The sequence below is a fragment of the Microbacterium testaceum StLB037 genome, from assembly GCF_000202635.1.
Lineage (GTDB): Bacteria > Actinomycetota > Actinomycetes > Actinomycetales > Microbacteriaceae > Microbacterium > Microbacterium testaceum_F.
In genome coordinates this window covers 2,462,543-2,478,218 of record NC_015125.1, presented here as the reverse complement: position 1 = coordinate 2,478,218, position 15,676 = coordinate 2,462,543, and the positions used below count along the sequence as shown (strand labels likewise).

General features: G+C 69.3%; 13 protein-coding genes and 1 tRNA gene. 4 read left to right on the top strand and 10 right to left on the bottom strand.

Annotated features, from left to right (window positions below; translation table 11 throughout):
• Positions 1-26 precede the first annotated feature (26 nt).
• The 5 genes from MTES_RS11180 to MTES_RS11160 all read right to left on the bottom strand — a co-directional run bounded on the left by MTES_RS11180 (position 27) and on the right by MTES_RS11160 (position 4,695).
• The gene (locus MTES_RS11180; RefSeq protein WP_013585365.1) at positions 27-779 is read right to left on the bottom strand and encodes an SDR family oxidoreductase; all 753 of its coding nucleotides are present in this window, start codon (positions 777-779) and stop codon (positions 27-29) included.
• A gap of 122 nt (positions 780-901) precedes the next feature.
• The gene (locus tag MTES_RS11175; RefSeq protein ID WP_013585364.1) at positions 902-2,629 is read right to left on the bottom strand and encodes a choice-of-anchor G family protein; all 1,728 of its coding nucleotides are present in this window, start codon (positions 2,627-2,629) and stop codon (positions 902-904) included.
• An 8-nt stretch (positions 2,630-2,637) separates the two neighbouring features.
• A complete protein-coding gene (locus tag MTES_RS18530; protein ID WP_013585363.1) occupies positions 2,638-3,366 on the bottom strand; it encodes a hypothetical protein in 729 nt (242 codons plus the stop codon).
• A 13-nt stretch (positions 3,367-3,379) separates the two neighbouring features.
• On the bottom strand, positions 3,380-4,033 hold the full coding sequence (locus MTES_RS11165; RefSeq protein ID WP_148272862.1) for a signal peptidase I: 654 nt from the start codon (positions 4,031-4,033) through the stop codon (positions 3,380-3,382).
• On the bottom strand, positions 4,009-4,695 hold the full coding sequence (locus MTES_RS11160) for a SipW-dependent-type signal peptide-containing protein (protein WP_231848075.1): 687 nt from the start codon (positions 4,693-4,695) through the stop codon (positions 4,009-4,011). The genes MTES_RS11165 and MTES_RS11160 overlap by 25 nt, the downstream gene beginning before the upstream one ends.
• A 290-nt stretch (positions 4,696-4,985) precedes the next feature.
• Here MTES_RS11160 and MTES_RS11155 point away from each other — a divergent pair, with 290 nt between their 5' ends.
• From MTES_RS11155 to MTES_RS11145, 3 genes are all read left to right on the top strand, one after another.
• Entirely contained in the window at positions 4,986-7,508 is a 2,523-nt protein-coding gene (locus MTES_RS11155) for a helix-turn-helix domain-containing protein (RefSeq protein WP_013585360.1), read from the top strand.
• 238 nt (positions 7,509-7,746) lie between these two features.
• A complete protein-coding gene (locus tag MTES_RS11150) occupies positions 7,747-8,367 on the top strand; it encodes a histidine phosphatase family protein (RefSeq protein WP_013585359.1) in 621 nt (206 codons plus the stop codon).
• Positions 8,368-8,600: 233 nt separating this feature from the next.
• Positions 8,601-9,032, top strand: coding sequence for a MarR family winged helix-turn-helix transcriptional regulator (locus tag MTES_RS11145; protein ID WP_013585358.1), 432 nt, complete (start codon positions 8,601-8,603; stop codon positions 9,030-9,032).
• Positions 9,033-9,177: 145 nt separating this feature from the next.
• Here MTES_RS11145 and MTES_RS11140 read toward each other — a convergent pair whose 3' ends face one another.
• A complete protein-coding gene (locus MTES_RS11140; RefSeq protein ID WP_013585357.1) occupies positions 9,178-10,674 on the bottom strand; it encodes an L-serine ammonia-lyase, iron-sulfur-dependent, subunit alpha in 1,497 nt (498 codons plus the stop codon).
• Positions 10,675-10,820: 146 nt separating this feature from the next.
• Between MTES_RS11140 and MTES_RS11135 the strand changes: the two genes are divergently transcribed.
• Positions 10,821-10,893, top strand: a tRNA-Arg gene (locus tag MTES_RS11135).
• Between the two features lie 135 nt (positions 10,894-11,028).
• On the opposite strand, the gene MTES_RS11130 is transcribed toward MTES_RS11135, so the two are convergent.
• The 4 genes from MTES_RS11130 to gmd all read right to left on the bottom strand — a co-directional run bounded on the left by MTES_RS11130 (position 11,029) and on the right by gmd (position 15,670).
• Positions 11,029-13,053 carry an immune inhibitor A domain-containing protein gene (locus MTES_RS11130; protein WP_043361352.1) on the bottom strand — a complete coding sequence of 675 codons (2,025 nt, stop codon included), beginning with the start codon at positions 13,051-13,053 and terminating at the stop codon, positions 11,029-11,031.
• Between the two features lie 302 nt (positions 13,054-13,355).
• Positions 13,356-13,640 (bottom strand): Dabb family protein, encoded by a 285-nt coding sequence (locus MTES_RS11125; RefSeq protein ID WP_013585355.1) that lies wholly within the window; start codon positions 13,638-13,640, stop codon positions 13,356-13,358.
• The gene (locus tag MTES_RS11120; RefSeq protein WP_043361349.1) at positions 13,641-14,624 is read right to left on the bottom strand and encodes a GDP-L-fucose synthase family protein; all 984 of its coding nucleotides are present in this window, start codon (positions 14,622-14,624) and stop codon (positions 13,641-13,643) included.
• On the bottom strand, positions 14,621-15,670 hold the full coding sequence (gene gmd / locus MTES_RS11115; RefSeq protein ID WP_043362740.1) for a GDP-mannose 4,6-dehydratase: 1,050 nt from the start codon (positions 15,668-15,670) through the stop codon (positions 14,621-14,623). The genes MTES_RS11120 and gmd overlap by 4 nt, the downstream gene beginning before the upstream one ends.
• Positions 15,671-15,676: the final 6 nt, after the last annotated feature.

Sequence of the window (15,676 nt, the reverse complement as noted above, 5' to 3'; positions counted from 1 at the left end):
TCTCCTGCGGCTTCACTCCGAGAGCGTCAGTGGCCACCGGGCAGCTGATCCACCCACTCCGCGTAGGTCTGCCGTCCCTGCCGCGAGGCGTCCCGAGACCCCCGGAGCCGACCCGAGCTCATCGCTTCGCCCATCGACCCCGGGAGCGGAATCTCGACCACCGGTCGGCGACTTCCTCGTCGAGCCAGAAGCGTTCGAACCATGTCGGCGAGGATCTCGTCCCGCGGCCCGACCAGATCGGGTGCGTCCCCGGCCGGGCCGGCCTCGGCGAGATCCACCAGGGCCTCGGCCACCTCGGCAGCCGCGATCGGCCGGACGCGCGCGCGGGGCGCCAGAACGAGAGGCCCCACCGATCCGCGCTCGATGGTCTGCGCGGCGAACTCGTGGAACTGTGCGGCGCGCAGCAGAGTCCACGGCAGCACTCCGGAGCGGACTGCGCGTTCCTGCTCTCCCTTGGCCCCGTAGTACGAGGACGTCACGCCGTCGATACCGACGATCGACAGTGCCACCAGGTGCGAGACCCCCGCCGCGGCCCCGGCCGCCTGGAGGGTGCGCGACACACTGAGGAAGTAGTCGGTCGCCCGCTTCCGGGAGAGCGTCTGGATGCCACTGACGTCGACGATCGTCTCCACCCCGGCGAGCGCGTCCTCGGGCAGCCCCTTCGTCAGGTCGTGTCCGGTCGATCGGGTCAGCGGAACGACCTCGTGTCCTCGCGCCTCGGCGGCCCGGCGAACATGCGACCCGACGACACCCGTTGCCCCGCAGACAGCGAGCTTCATGGCTTCCTCCCCCGGCGCACCCGCCCCTCGCGTGAGCCCTCGCTCAGAGTGGCACGTCCGGGTTCACGGGTGCGGGCGGGTCCTTCGAAGGTGGACGAACCGGAGGGCGGGCAGCCGATGACTCACGGCAGGGTGACCGGCCCCGCCGACCCGGTCCCGAACAGGACGTGGGCCACGTCGTCGGGGACGGCGAAGTCGGCAAGACCGAGCCGGAGGGCGGTGACCGCGTACTCGGCTGTGGACCGGGAAGTCGGGGCGACGAACGGGTACCCGGGCGGCGCGTTCTGCTGGTCGGGTTGGACGTTGACCATGACCGAGACGACCGTCGGCAGCGCGTTCAGTACCCCGGCCAGCACGTTCACGACGGGAACCGACAGCGTGGACAGCGTGGCGCCGAGCGTGGTGACCCGGTCGAGCAACTGCGTCGTGAGCAGATTGGCCACAGCCGTGGTCAGCGCCGAGCCGGATCCGGTGAGAGTGGTCAGGATCGAAGACAGGGTGGGAAGGCCCGCCAGGCCGAGGGCCGTGTTGATGGTCGTGACGATCAGCCCTGTCGGCTGGTTGGAGAGGGTCACTCCGATCGTCGCGTTGCCGTCGACCACCGCGCCGATCGTCGAATTCAATCCGAGGGTCACCGTGGCGAGGTTGTAGCCGACGGCCGAGACGGTCGTGGACAGAGCGATCTGCACCTGTGCGTTCCTGATGGCCGCGCGAAGCGCATCCGTGACGTCGACGGCCCACTCGTCGAGGAGTGTCCCGGCCTCGGCCACGATGGCGTTGATGATGCCCGCGTTCAGCACGAGCTCGGTGTTGGGTGCGGCACCGTTGAGTGGACCCGTGAGCCGTTCGACGTCGACGAGGATGCGTCCGTTGGCGAGGTCGATCGTGAACCCGTCGCCCTGGAGTTGGAGGCCGAGGAACGGAGCGACCGTCGACTGCAGGTCGAGCCCGCTGATGATGACCGTGCCCGTCATACTCGCGGCGGCGATCCCGGGAACCCGGAGGGCGAGGGCGGTGCGCAGGTTCTGCGCGATCAGCCCGTTCTGTCCGACGAGCCCGGCAACAGCGATTTCCAGCTGCCCCCCGGTCGTCGTCACGGCGCCGGTCAGCGCGCCCACCGCGGGAGCGTCCAGCGCCAGCCCGAGAGAGGCGATGCCGTAGTCCCGCTGGACGATCGGCTGCGCGGGGGCGATTCCCCAGACCTGCTCCCGGAGCGCGGCGCACCCGTCGAGTTGAGAACTCGCCGCGACGGCACCCACCTCGAGCGTCGCCGCATTCAGACCCGCGATCGTGGGAAGCAGAGCGGTGAGATCGATCGTCGCCGGCTGCGGAAGCTGGTCGTCGGGCGTGGAATCGGAGACCAACACCGCTCCGGAGTCGTTGATCAACCCGGACGCGCCCGCGGCTCGACCGCTCGTCGATCCCTGCGCCCATTGATTCGCCGCCCCCAGGGCAGCACCGGGGAGGGCGACCGTGAACCCGGTGAGATCCACTTCCGCGATACCCAGGGCCGTGACGTCCAGCGGATTCGCGAAGGTATAGGCGGGTGGCGTGGATCCGAGGTCGATCGCGTTCGCGGGATCCGGCACCGCGACCCCATCCGCCTGCACCGTGAGGCGCATGTCCTCGAGCTGGGCGAGGGAGTCGAGGTCGATCCCCAGCAGTTCGCCCGCGAGGAACGTGCCGCGCGAACGGCTCTCCAGGGCGGGATTCTGCGCGCAGTCGAGCGTGCCCGTTCCCAGAGCGTCCTCGTGGACCCACTCCGCGTCATTCCAGCTGGCCGTGGTCGCGGTGATCCCGAGCGGCACCAGGAGCACCGCCCCCATCGACGCGGCCAATGCCGCGCGCATCCATGTCCTCACCGTCGTCCCCCCTTCCTCGCGATGCGGAGCGACGCCCCGAGACCCAGGAGGCCGGCCCCGAGCGCGCCGACCCCGATCAACGCCGTCGGGTCGAACCCGGTGACCGGCAGGCGGTCCGGCGGTCGGACCGGCACGTCGTCGATCGACATGGCCGTGAGGCCGACTCCCATCCGCCCGCGCAGTCCCATCAGCGAGGTGTCCTCCTGAGCCTCTGCGGAGTCCTCCACCGAGAGGGTCACCAACAAGAACTGGGGAGCCGAGGGCGTGAGCGGTCGCAATTCGAACGACGGGGACGACGAGGTGTAGTCCTCGGCCGGTGTGGCCAGAGTCACCGGACGACTTCCCGACACGCAGAACGGCTGGTCCGGGAACCCCGCCCACGGCGCATCGCACACGTCCACCTGCATGATCAGACCGCGCGGAGTCTCGGCGAGCGGGCCGCTCTTGCGAAGTTCCAGCGCGAGGGTTGCCCGGGCGGCGTCCTCGAGACGCGCGCGGATCTGCCAGAACGCGGGGTCTCCGGGGCTGAGGTCGAGGAACTCGGCGGGATAGGGGTCGGCGGAGAGCACCAGCCGACCCGGCGCGCCGGTGGGCGGGACATCGATGAAGGCCGCGCGGGCGGCGTCGGCGACGAACAGGCCTCCCGCTCCGACGAGAGCGAGGGAAGCGGCGGCGGCGAGGACCGCGCTGACGCGCCGGCGACCGGCGCGGGGAGAGAGGGACATGGGTCTCCTGAGATCAGCGGGAGGGGTGAGACGGGGCGGGCTCGTCGCCGTCCGGGGATGTCCGGGTCGACGGGGGCCACAGCGCCCACGCGATCACGGCGGCGATGAGCACGGATCCCCCGAGCATCGCCGCAGGCGTCTTCGCCGCAGTGATGATTGATCCGGCGAGGGGCGCGCCGATGAGGACGCGCGGTGCGCTGGTGACGATGTAGGGCCGAAGGTCGGCGGAATCGTTCGCGTCGCCGCGGAGGGTGAGGCTACGTGCCTGCGGGTCTCCCGCGACGGGGGCGATCTCGACGATGCGGTGGGTCACCTGGGCACCGTTGCCGGGACGCCGCACGGTCACGACGTCTCCGACGGCGAGATCGGCGGCGTCGACCGTCCGGGTGATCGCGGCAGCACCGGTGGGAAGCGTGGGGGACATCGACCCGGTGACGAAGACGATGATCCCCAGCCCCCACACGGCGCTCGCCACCAGCCAGGCGACGATGAGGATGCCGAGGCATCCGACGAAGGTGGTCACGGCATCCCGAACCCGCTCGATCGGCGTGACCGTCGTGACGACGGATGCTCGCGCGGATGACCGGTGCCGGGAGTCCGCGGCGTGCGCGGCGACCGGGCGGGATGCCGTGACCAGTTCGTTCACGAGGTGGCCACGAACTCCCACGCCGGGGCGATCGTACGGCCCATGTAGTCCTCGACGGTCGTTCCGCCCGCCAGCGGGATGGGGTCGGGGAGCGTCACCTCGAAGCAGTAGTACTGCACCGAGCCCGACGCAGCCGAGAGCGACTGCGTGACGGATCCGCCGGTGCCCGACAGCGTGCCATCGGCGATGATGGTCGCGCCGCCCGTGAACGCCGATCCGTCGCAAGTGAAGGCCGTGGCGCTGGTCGCCACACGGACATCGAGAGCGTCGAAGAGCAGGTCGCCGGCGTCGGCGGTGGTGATACCCGCCGCGGGCACCGCCGGCTGGAGCTCGACGTCGCCCGCGATCGACGCGGCTTTGGTGCGCAGCGCCACGGCGGCGTAGACGCTGTCGCCCGGGGTGAGTTCGGTGCCGACGAGCCCGGCCGCCGTGAAGACCATCTCCCCGCCGGGGTTGTCCGCCTCGTCCGTCCAGGCTGCGGCGTCGAAGCCCGGATCGGTGTTCTGCTCGATCGCGAAGGTGGACGTTCCGACGCCCGGTCCCCCCGCACCGTCTCCGCCGAACACCCATTCGGTGTCGGTCCAGGCCGCCAGGGTCGCGGCGACGCCGACCCCGAGAGCCGCGCCACCTGCGGCGACGGCGAAAATGCGACGCCGAACGACCCGGCGCTTCTGGTTCTCCATGGAAACCCCCATCAGGTTCGATCCACTCGGCCGATACCGAGCGGGCGGGGCGACCCCGCGTTGGTGAGCCTTCTGGCCGGAACGGGGCACGCCAAGGTCTCGGGGCGCGAATCAGAGCGAACCTCAGTGGATGCCGAGAACCGGGCGACCGTTCGAAAGTGAACCCTTGAATCCGCTCGACTACTGAGCAGCAAGCTCGGTAGTACGGCGGGAAGGACAGCCGACTCGATCTGCGTGTGTGCGGATATGGTGAAAACGGGGAACCGAATCCACGAGGGGGTGGTGATGGGGTGAGTGCACATTTCCTCGGTGGGGAGAACACCCTGAAGATCGCCGGACGCGCTGCCGATCCGGAAGGAATAGCGAGGCATCTGGCAGCCGGAACGCCGGTGGTGCTGGTCGGGCCCGTGGGCGTCGGAAAGACCGTGACGATGAGCCGTGTCGCACACGCGCTCGCACGGCGGGATGTCCCCACGCAGCTCGTTCGAGGAGTGGACCTGCCGCCGGATACGGGGTCCCCGGCGATGGAGGACCTCCCGGCACCGGGGACGACGTTGTTGGTGGACGACGCCCACGCGTTGGACGAGCGTTCCGCGGCCACCCTCCTGCAGGCCGTATGCCTTCACCGCGTCACGGCCTGCATCGCGGTGGAGACACCGCTGTTCTCCCGTCCGGCGTCCGATGCATGGACGCACTCACTGCTGGAGCTCGGGAGCCGGGGCTTCGCGGTCCGCATCGACATCGAGCCCCTCGAGGAGACGAAGGCATCCGTGTTCCTCCGGGAGTGCGGGGCCGACGCTCTCGACGACGTGACCACGGACGCGCTGGTGTGGATGGCGAACGGCTCGCGCGCCCTCCTGTACGAGTTCGCGGAGGTCGCGAACGACGCGGCACGGCGCGGGCGAGACCCGCTCGCCGCCCTGCGACATGCCCCGGTCTGGACGCGCCTCGGCGACGCGGTGCACAAGAACCTTTCGACTCTCGAGCTCGAGCACCTCACGACCCTGGTCACCCTGGGCCGGTTCTCCGGTTTGGCCTCGACGCACGCCGCGCGCATCCGCCCGTTCCATGAGATCAAGGAGCTGCGGGCGCACGGTTATGTCTTCCAAGACGACTCGGACGCCGGCGCACTGTGGGCCAATCCTGTGCTCGCCGCCGAGGCCGCGCGCGTCCTCGGGGACGACCGCGTCCGCGCCATCGTCGACACCGCGGTCACGCGCATGCTCGACGCGGACGGTCGGTGGTGGAGCCCGCCGATCGCGACCGTCGTGGCCGAATCGCTCCTGAGGGGGGACCCGCTGCCGGTCCCGACGGCGGACGATCTGCGCCGGAGGGCTCTGCTCGACGCCGCGAGGCACGCCAACGACCAGGGTCGTTTCGCGACGGCCGAAGCGTTCGCCTCCACCGGCATCGCCGGGGAACCGGACGACGTCGCCCTCCGCTTGGAGCTCGCGTACGCGCGGGTCTCCGCCGGCGACCCGCGGGCGCAGAGCGAGGTTCCGCCGGTGGTCGCGGCCGACGCGGATCGGCATCGGGCGCAGCAGATCGCGACGGCATGGGAGATGCGCGGCTTCTTCGCCGCCACTCGGGACCTGCACGCCGCGCTCGACCGCGGTCGCCCGGAGGATGCGGAGCCGGATTCCTCCGCGGCGCGGGTCGACGCCCTCGCCTTCGCGCTGCAGTGGCCGCTCGCGCGGGACCACGCGCAGCAGTCGTCCCGCACGTCCTGCGGGTACTGGCGCGTCTGGGCCTGGTTGCGCGAGGCATATGCCCGCGCGCAGCTGGGGGATGCCGAGGGCACGAACCGGCTGCTGACGCGTGTTCAGGAGTTCGTGTACGAAAGCGGGATCGCCGGCCTCAACACCGCCGAACGGCTATGGGCACTGACGGTTTCGCTGGTGACGCATCTCATGCTGGGCAGCGATGCCCCCGTGCTCCACGCACGGATCGCCGACGAGCGGCGTCGCGCCGTGCGGGAGGGCGACGACCGCGCGCTCGGATGCGCCGGTCTGGCCGCGTCGTTGTCGGCGGCCGTCGCCGGGGAGAGCGACGCCGCCCTTCGGAACCTCGAAGCGGCACGGGCACGGTTCCACCCGATCCGCAAGGACATGGCGGTGGCGGGCGTGAAGCTGCTGATCGCCCAGTTCATCGCCGCGCGCGGTCGGGTCCCGGAGGCGCGACGCATCGTCGACCGTGTCTCCAGCCTGTGGGCGGACGGCCCGTTGAGTCTCCGCCACGATTACGTCGCCGCGCGGTCGATGATCGACGCACTGGACGAGCGTTACGACGACGCCGCCCACGCGGCCCAGCTCGCACTCCGGTTGACGGCGGAGCGGCCGGCACCGATGCTGCGTCTGCGGGACCTCCACCGAGCGGTGACGCTCGGAGTGGCGGAGCGCGACGCGCTCGACGAGATCGGTCGCCTGCTATCCGGGACCACCGCCTCCGTTCGCCGGATGTGGGACGACCCGCCTACCCCGTTGGTGACCGGTCGGCGACACACCGAACTGCGGGCGGCCCTGCTGCGCACGTTCGTTCCGCGCTCGCCGTCCTCTCCGACGGAGTCGACCCCCGCCCCCACCGCGGCAGCGATGGTCGACTCGATCTCCCTCACCCGACGGGAGAGAGAGATCGCCGGTCTGATCGCCGCGGGGCTGTCGAACCGCGACATCGCCGCTCGCCTGTTCCTCTCGGTCCGCACGGTCGAGTCCCACGTCTATCAGGCCCGCGCCAAGCTCGGCGCGGAGTCTCGCCGCGAGCTCGGTCGCCGGGTCGCCGCCGCATCCCAGCCCGGTTCCGCTCCCCTGCCGTGAAGGGATTTAACGGAACCGCCTATGAATCACGAAAAGATAACGCCGCCCTCTTCCCTTCCGTTATCTCACCGTTATAGAGTGCTCGCACGGTAGTTGTTTTGCTGTGGCGACTACCGGCATGTGATTGCAGGACACTCTGGTGCAGAGATGGGCCGGTCGAGATTTCTCGGCCGGCCCTTCGTCATTTCCATCGCCCGTTCCCCACCCGAAACACCGGGCGAGGCAGCAGGATGAGGGGGTGAACGATGCAGACCTCACCGAACCCGACGGACGCCTCGTACTGGTGCGGCACGGCGAGACCGAGTGGAGCCGAACCGGCCGCCACACCGGGCTCACCGACATCCCCCTCACCGAGACGGGGGCGTACAAGGCTGAGCTCGCGGGGACGCTGCTCGCGACGCGGCGGTTCGATCTGGTCCTGACGAGTCCTCTGCAGCGCGCGGTCGAGACCGCCTCCCGCGCCGGCTTCCCCGACGCGCAGCCCGAGCCCCGACTCGTCGAATGGGACTACGGCGCCTACGAAGGCCTCACCACCCCCGAGATCATCGACCAACTGGGCCACCCCTGGACGATCTGGCAGGCGGGCGCTCCCGCCGGAGCCACACCCGGCGAGAGCATCGAGCAGGTCACCGCGCGCGCGGCATCCCTCCTCGACGACCTCCGCCCCCGCCTCGAGAACGGCGAACAGATCCTCGTGTTCTCGCACGCGCACTTCCTGCGCGCGCTCGCGGGGGTGTGGCTCGGGCTCACCGCGGCGGGCGGGCGCTACTTCGTGCTCGGCACCTCCGCCGTCAGCGAGCTCGGCTTCGAGCACGGCAACGCCGTGATCACGCAGTGGAACCACGTGCGCGGGCGCTGACCCGAGAGTCGATCACGAAAAGATAACGCCACCCTCTTCCCTTCCGTTATCTCACCGTTATAGAGTGCTCGCACGGTAGTTGTTTTGCTGTGGCAACTACCGACATGTGATTGCAGGACACTCTTGGTGCAGGGACAAGGGCCGGTCGGAAGCCTCTCCGACCGGCCCTTACTCTGTGCCGCGCCCGCCGTCGACCTCGCCGCCCGAGCGACCCGCCCCTCTATCGTGGAGACATGACCGATCGCCGCCTCGCCGTCCAGGCCTGGGAGAGCCTTTTCCGGGCGCAGCACGAGGTGTTCGAAGAACTGCGAACGGACTTCGACGGCTCTGAGCTGACGCAGGCCGAATACGACGTGCTCCTCACCGTCACCCGCGCTCCCGACATGACCGCGCGCTTGCGCGACGTCACGGGCAACATGCTGATCAGCCAGCCGAGCGTGTCACGCCTGGTGGAGCGCATGGTCGCGCGCGGCCTGCTGACGAAGTGCGCCGACCCCGACGACGGTCGCGGCTCCCTCGTCACCGCCACCGAGACGGGTGCCGTCGTGTTCCGCCGGATCGCCGCGGCCCACGGGCGCTCGATCGCGGACCGCATGGCGCGCCTCGACGACGACGAACTGGCCCAGCTGCACGCGCTGACGTCGAAGCTCCGCGACTCCGCCTGAGCCGGCGGCATCCGCGCCCCGCGCCGAGATCACACGATCGTGACGAGATCGCCCGCTTCGGCGGCGCAGCGACACGTGATGTCGCGCGGATCGTGTCATCTCGCTTGGCCGCGCGCCACGGACCGTCGGGGAACGGCCCGACGGATCAGCACTCGATGACGTTGACCGCGAGGCCGCCCTCGCTCGTCTCCTTGTACTTCGTCGACATGTCGATGCCGGTCTGACGCATCGTCTCGACGACGGCATCCAGTGACACGTAATGCGACCCGTCGCCGCGCAGCGCGAGCCGGGCCGCGGTCACCGCGGTCGAGGCGGCGATCGCATTGCGCTCGATGCACGGGATCTGCACGAGCCCACCCACCGGGTCGCAGGTGAGCCCGAGGTGGTGCTCCATCGCGATCTCGGCGGCGTTCTCGATCTGCCGGTTCGTGCCGCCCATCACCGCGGTCAGGCCGCCCGCCGCCATCGCGCACGCGGAGCCGACCTCGGCCTGGCATCCGCCCTCGGCGCCCGAGATCGACGCGTTGGCCTTGAACAGCGAGCCGAGCGCCGTCGCCGTCAGCAGGAAGCGCCGGATGCCACGGCGTCGGTTCGCCTCCGCGACGTCACCGTCGTCCCAGTGCGAGACCTCGGACCGGGTCACCGCGTGCCCGTCGTACCCGAGCAGCGCGCTGCCCACGAGCTCGCCGTGCGGGGTGACGGCATTGCCGACGCCGAGCCCCGAGTCGGCGAGGAACCGCCACCAGTACATCGCCACGGCCGGAAGAATGCCCGCGGCGCCGTTCGTCGGCGCCGTCACGACCCGCCCTCCGGCGGCGTTCTCCTCGTTCACGGCGAGCGCGAACGCCCCCAGCCACTCCCCCGGCAGCTCACGGTGCCCCTCGGCCTCGATGGCCTCGAGCTGCTCCCGGATCACCGCGGCGCGACGCTTCACCTTCAGGATGCCGGGGAGCACACCGTCGTGCGCGAGTCCCGCGTTGACGCACGCGGCCATGGCATCCCAGATCCGGTCGAGGCCCGCGGCGATCTCCTCGTCGGAGCGGAGGGCCTCTTCGTTGCGACGCGCGGCCTCGGCGATCGTGATGCCCTGCTCGTCGCACAGCGCGATCAGGGTCGCCGCGTCGTCGAAGGCGAGGGGGAACGGTGCGGCCGAGACGCGCGGCGGCTCGCCCTCGCGCCGGATGAACCCGCCACCGATCGAGTAGAACGTCTCGTCGGCGAGCACACCTCCGTCGGCATCGCGCGCGACGAGCGTCATGGCGTTGGGGTGACCGGGCAGCCGGGTGCGCGGGGCGAGCACCACGTCGTCCTTCGAGAACGCGATCTCGTGCTCGCCGGCGAGCGCCAGCGCGCGCCCCTCGGGCCAGTCCGACCACGCTCGGCGCACGGCATCCGGATCCACCGTCTCGGGATGCAGGCCCTGGAGGCCTGCGACGACCGCATCGGGGGTGCCGTGACCGATGCCCGTCGCGCCGAGGGAACCGTACAACGCGCAGGAGACGGATGCCACGCGCCCCAGCAATCCGTCGGAACGAAGGCGGGTCGCGAAGTCGGCGGCGGCCCGCATGGGACCGACCGTATGGGAGCTCGAGGGTCCTACACCGATGGAGAACAGCTCGAACGCCGAAACGTAGGCGCTCATACCCCCAGCGTACGTCGGGCTCCCGACACCGGCCGGCAACCCCTGCGCCACGCCCGGGATGCGTGCGGTTCGGGGCCGATTAGACGTCTCCGTCGGTCGCGGCTATGCTGGACCACGGCCTGCGCGCCGTTTCGCGCGGAGGCCCTGCGCCCGTAGCTCAATGGATAGAGCATCTGACTACGGATCAGAAGGTTAGGGGTTCGAGTCCCTTCGGGCGCACACTGTGTTGAGACAGTGAAGGCCCGGCCCGGAAGAAATTCCGAGCCGGGCCTTGTCTCATTTCTGGCGACCTCGCCTCGCCACCGTGAGCCGGTGCTGCTCTCCCCTGACGACGCGGGGAGAGCAGCACCGACGTCACACCGTCGTGCGGCGCCTGCGCCCCGCGAGCAGAACGCCGGCCACGATCAAGATGCCCGCGAGGGGAACCAAACCAAGCCACTCCCCCGTGCCGCTCTGCGCGAGCGCGCTCGGGCCATCAGACGCCGTCGGGACGGGGGATGCCGTCGGCTTCGGCGAGACGGTCGGGTCCGGTGACGCGGTCGACTCCGGCGACACCGTGGGGAGAGGCGCCGGGTCGTTCATGGCGGCGGTCATGGTCGCGAACCACTGCCACGGTGCCGCCGCGCCGCCCGGCACGGCATTGGCGTACTCGTCGCCCCGGATGCCGCCGAATCGCGGCTCGGCGGCGACGATGTCCTGCAGCGAACGGGCGAACTCGTCCGGTGCGGTGAACGCCGCACCTGCGGGGCACAGAGCGGGCGAGGTGGTCGCCGACAAGACGACTCTCTCCGGCGGCATCCCGAGCTGGGCGACCAGCTGGCGGTACTCGGCGCCGGTCGGGACGGCGTCGCACGACAGACGGAGAGCGAACCACTCCACGTCCTCGCCGCGCGCCGCCGCGACGGCGGGATAGTCGGGAGCCGCGTCGCTCCCTCCCGCGAACGCCGCCGCGTCACCGACGAGCGAAACGGTGGAAAGGGGGCCGAGGTCGCGGCGGAGAGCGTCGATGAGCTTGACCACCGTCCCGGTGTCGAGAGGCGAACGGATGTCGAGTTCGACGGCGTCGAATCTGTTCGTCAGGAGATAGGAGCGAAGGTTCGCGTAGTAGCGATCGAAATCTCGGCTCAGGAGCGACCAGATCGACGCAGACTCCCCACCGAGGGTCGCGACGACGGGGATTCCGTCCGCCCGAACCCTCGCGAGCTCCGCCCGCGCGCCCGGATCGGTGTCGGCGAAGAAGAGCTCACCGTTGCGCACGAACGCCCCGTCCTCCCTCACGTCGAAAGTGCCGAAGGCGACGGCATCCACTCCCGTGTCCCGGGTGACGAGGTCGTCGAGCGAGACGACCCGCGTGCCGTCCTGCGTGGTTCGGTACAGGGCGATCGTCTTCTTCGCCGAAATCGGGCGCGGGGCGATCGACGAGGCGTCCAGCCGCACGACGTCGACGTCTCCGCCCGTGCTGTCCACGTGGACCGAGACCCCCGTGGCCGCATCGGTGTAGGTTTCGCCGGCGCGCAGCGGGGCATCGCTCAGTGTGGTCTCATCGCGGACATCGGGATGCCGGCCATCGGCGAACCCGACCTGGATCGGGCCGTCACCGGTGGTGCGCGTCACATCGACGGTCGAGACGAGGACGCCCTCACGGGGAATGCCGATGTCCCATTTCTGGGCACGCCGCGATTCGACGGTCAGGACGCGCGAGGCATCGAGTCGCACGGCGGCGAGCAGGGTCGGGCCGTCGGACTGCACCGGCGAGAGTGACACGGTGCGCTCCTGGCCGGGCAGCACGCAGGCGACCTGCGCATCGCTCGCCCAGCCCAGCATCCATCGGTGCCAGGCGAAGTACGCGTGTCCGGGCCCGGACGTCGAGGCCATCAGGTCCCACGGTCCCGTCCAGCGCGTCGTCGGTCCCCCGTCGTTCGAGGTGTCGTACAGGTCGGGCAGTCCGAGGACATGACCCATCTCGTGCGTGGGCACCCAGTGCCCGCCTCGGCTGAGGTCGATCTGTCGCATCAGCGAACCGTGCGTCAGCGTGCGCCCGTCCGCCACGACCTGGTAGTCGCTGCCCGCGTGAGAACGGAACGCGTCTCGCGGGGTCGCCGTCATCCAGACGACCCAGACGACATCCACGTTCGAGAAGTCCACGACGTCGTCCGCCCCGGCGACGGCGATCGCGAGGTCTCGTCCGCTGTCCTCCCACTCCGCGGACGTCCCGGCCAGGCGCGTCCATACGGGATGGGACTGGCGCTGAAGCGTCAGCGCGCCACCCGACGCCTCGCCGAGCGCCTTCACCGAGACATCGAACGTCTCCTCGATTCCCGGGATCTCACGAGGGTCTCCCGGCGCGTCGTCGAAGTCGACATAGATCGTCTGAACCACCGGGGCTCCCGAGGCGGGAAGTGCGTTCGCCGGCAGGGGAAACCCCTCCCTGAGCGGGCTGTCGCCCGCGGGCGCTCGGCAGGCTTCGATTCCGGATGCCGGTGGAGGGTCGGCCGTTGCCGCGGACGCGACCATGCCACCGGGGACAAAAGCGGATGCCGTCACAGCGAGCGCGGCAAGAACGGACAGGAATCGAGAGGGGCGACGAAGCGTTCCCAGCTTTTTCACAGGCGAAGCTTATCGAAACAGAAGAATGCACTCCGTCGCGCGGCGAAACACGCGAATGCCGTCGCGCGACCGCCTCACGTCCGTTCCCAGTCCCCCACCCACCAGTCGCTGATCCGGGCCATTCTTTCCCCGACGGCGCGGTGTGCGTCGCTCACGCGCCACTCGTCGAATGCGGCGCGATCGACGAACGTTCCGTCCTCGACGATCATCCGTCCTTTGCGCGTATCGAGCGACAGCGCGATATCCCACGAAAGAATGCCGGGGCACTCCCCCACCGCCTGCAAAGAAGCGAGGGCCGCCGAAACGTCCGGGTCCGCGACATCGTCACGGACCCGGAACAGCACGACGTGGCGGAACACCTACTGCCGCAGGGCGCCGACGTTGTCGCGATACCAGGCGACGGTGCGCTCCATGCCCTCTTCGAGCGAGATCTTCGCCGTCCAGCCCGCCTCGGCGAGCTTCGACACATCCAGGAGCTTCTGCGGGGTGCCGTCGGGCTTGGACGTGTCCCACTCCGTCTCGCCCTCGAACCCGGTGACGTGCGCGATGGTTTCGGCGATCTCGCGGATCGTCACGTCCGAACCCGTGCCCACGTTGACCTGGTCGGGCCCGTCGTAGTGCTCGAGCAGGTGCAGGCACGCGTCGGCCATGTCATCGGCGTGGAGGAACTCACGTCGCGGCGTTCCGGTCCCCCAGTTGGTGACGCTCTGTGCTCCGGATCGCGCGGCCTCTTCGTAGCGTCGGATCAGCGCGGGCAACACGTGCGATCCGTGCGGCGAGAAGTTGTCGTTCGGACCATAGAGGTTGGTCGGCATCGCGCTGATCCACGGCAACCCGTACTGGCGGCGAACCGACTGGGTGTGCAGGATGCCGGCGATCTTGGCGATCGCGTACGCGTCGTTCGTCGGCTCGAGGTACCCCGTGAGGAGCGCGTCCTCGCGAATGGGCTGTTCTGCGAACTTCGGATAGATGCACGACGACCCGAGGAACAGCACCCGCTCCACGTCATTGGCGAGAGCCGCATCAAGAACGTTGACCTGAACACGCATGTTGTCGCTGAGGAAGTCGACCGGATAGGTCGAGTTCGCGAGGATTCCACCGACCTTCGCGGCGGCGAGCACGAGGTACCTCGGCTTGATCTCGGCCATGTAGGCGAAGACGGAGTCGCGATCCTTGAGGTCGAGCTCGCTCGACGATTTACCGACGACGTTCTGAAAGCCCGCGGACGCGAGCTTGCGCGAGATCGCCGACCCCACGAGACCGCGGTGACCGGCGACGTAGAACGTCGCGTCCCGGTCCAGCTCGTGGGCGGTGTAGCTCACCCCGTCGACCGCGGTGCTCATGCGCGTGCTCCCAGAAGCTCGGCGTTGCCCCACGTCGGAAGATCCACGGTGTCGATCCACTCGGGACCTCGATCTAATGCCGTCATGTCGGCGTCGACCATCAGCCTCGCCAGCTCGTCGCCGCGGACCGAAGGAACCCAGCCGAGCTTCTCCGCAGCCTTGGTCGGATCTCCGATGAGCGCGTCGACCTCGGTGGGCCGCAGATAGCGCTGATCGAACCTCACGAACTCTTCCCAGTCCAAACCCGCGTGCCCGAACGAGGTCTCGAGGAACTCGCGAATTGTGTAGCCGACCCCGGTTGCGAGCACGAAATCCTCCGGATTGTCCGCCTGCAGCATGCGCCACATTCCTTCAACGTACTCGGCCGCGTAACCCCAGTCGCGGATCGAGTCGAGATTTCCGAGGTAGAGCTCGTTCTGCAAACCGGCTTTGATCCGCGCCACGGCCCGCGTGATCTTGCGCGTGACGAAAGTCTCGCCGCGGCGGGGAGACTCGTGATTGAACAGGATGCCGTTCACCGCGAACATGTCGTACGCCTCGCGGTAGTTCTTGGTGATCCAGTAGCTGTAGAGCTTCGCCGCGGCGTAGGGAGAGCGCGGGTAGAAGGGCGTCTCCTCGTTCTGCGGTGGGGGTGTCGCGCCGTAGAGTTCCGAGGTCGAGGCCTGGTAGTACTTCGTGTCGATGCCCGACAGACGCACCGCTTCCAGGAGGCGAATCGTTCCCGTGCCGGTCGTGTCCGCCGTGTGCTCGGGCTCGTCGAACGACACTCTCACGTGGGACTGAGCCGCGAGGTTATAGACCTCGTCAGGATTGATTTCCGACATCAGCGTGACGAGTCGTGCACCATCGGAAAGGTCGCCGTAATGCAGGAAGAGTTTGGCGTCCGGATCATGTGAATCGATGTAGAGGTGATCGATCCGGTGTGTGTTGAAGGTCGAGGCGCGACGGACGATGCCGTGAACTTCGTATCCCTTCGACAGAAGCAACTCAGCGAGATACGAGCCATCCTGGCCCGTGATACCGGTTATGAGAGCGCGCTTGGTCACCATTTA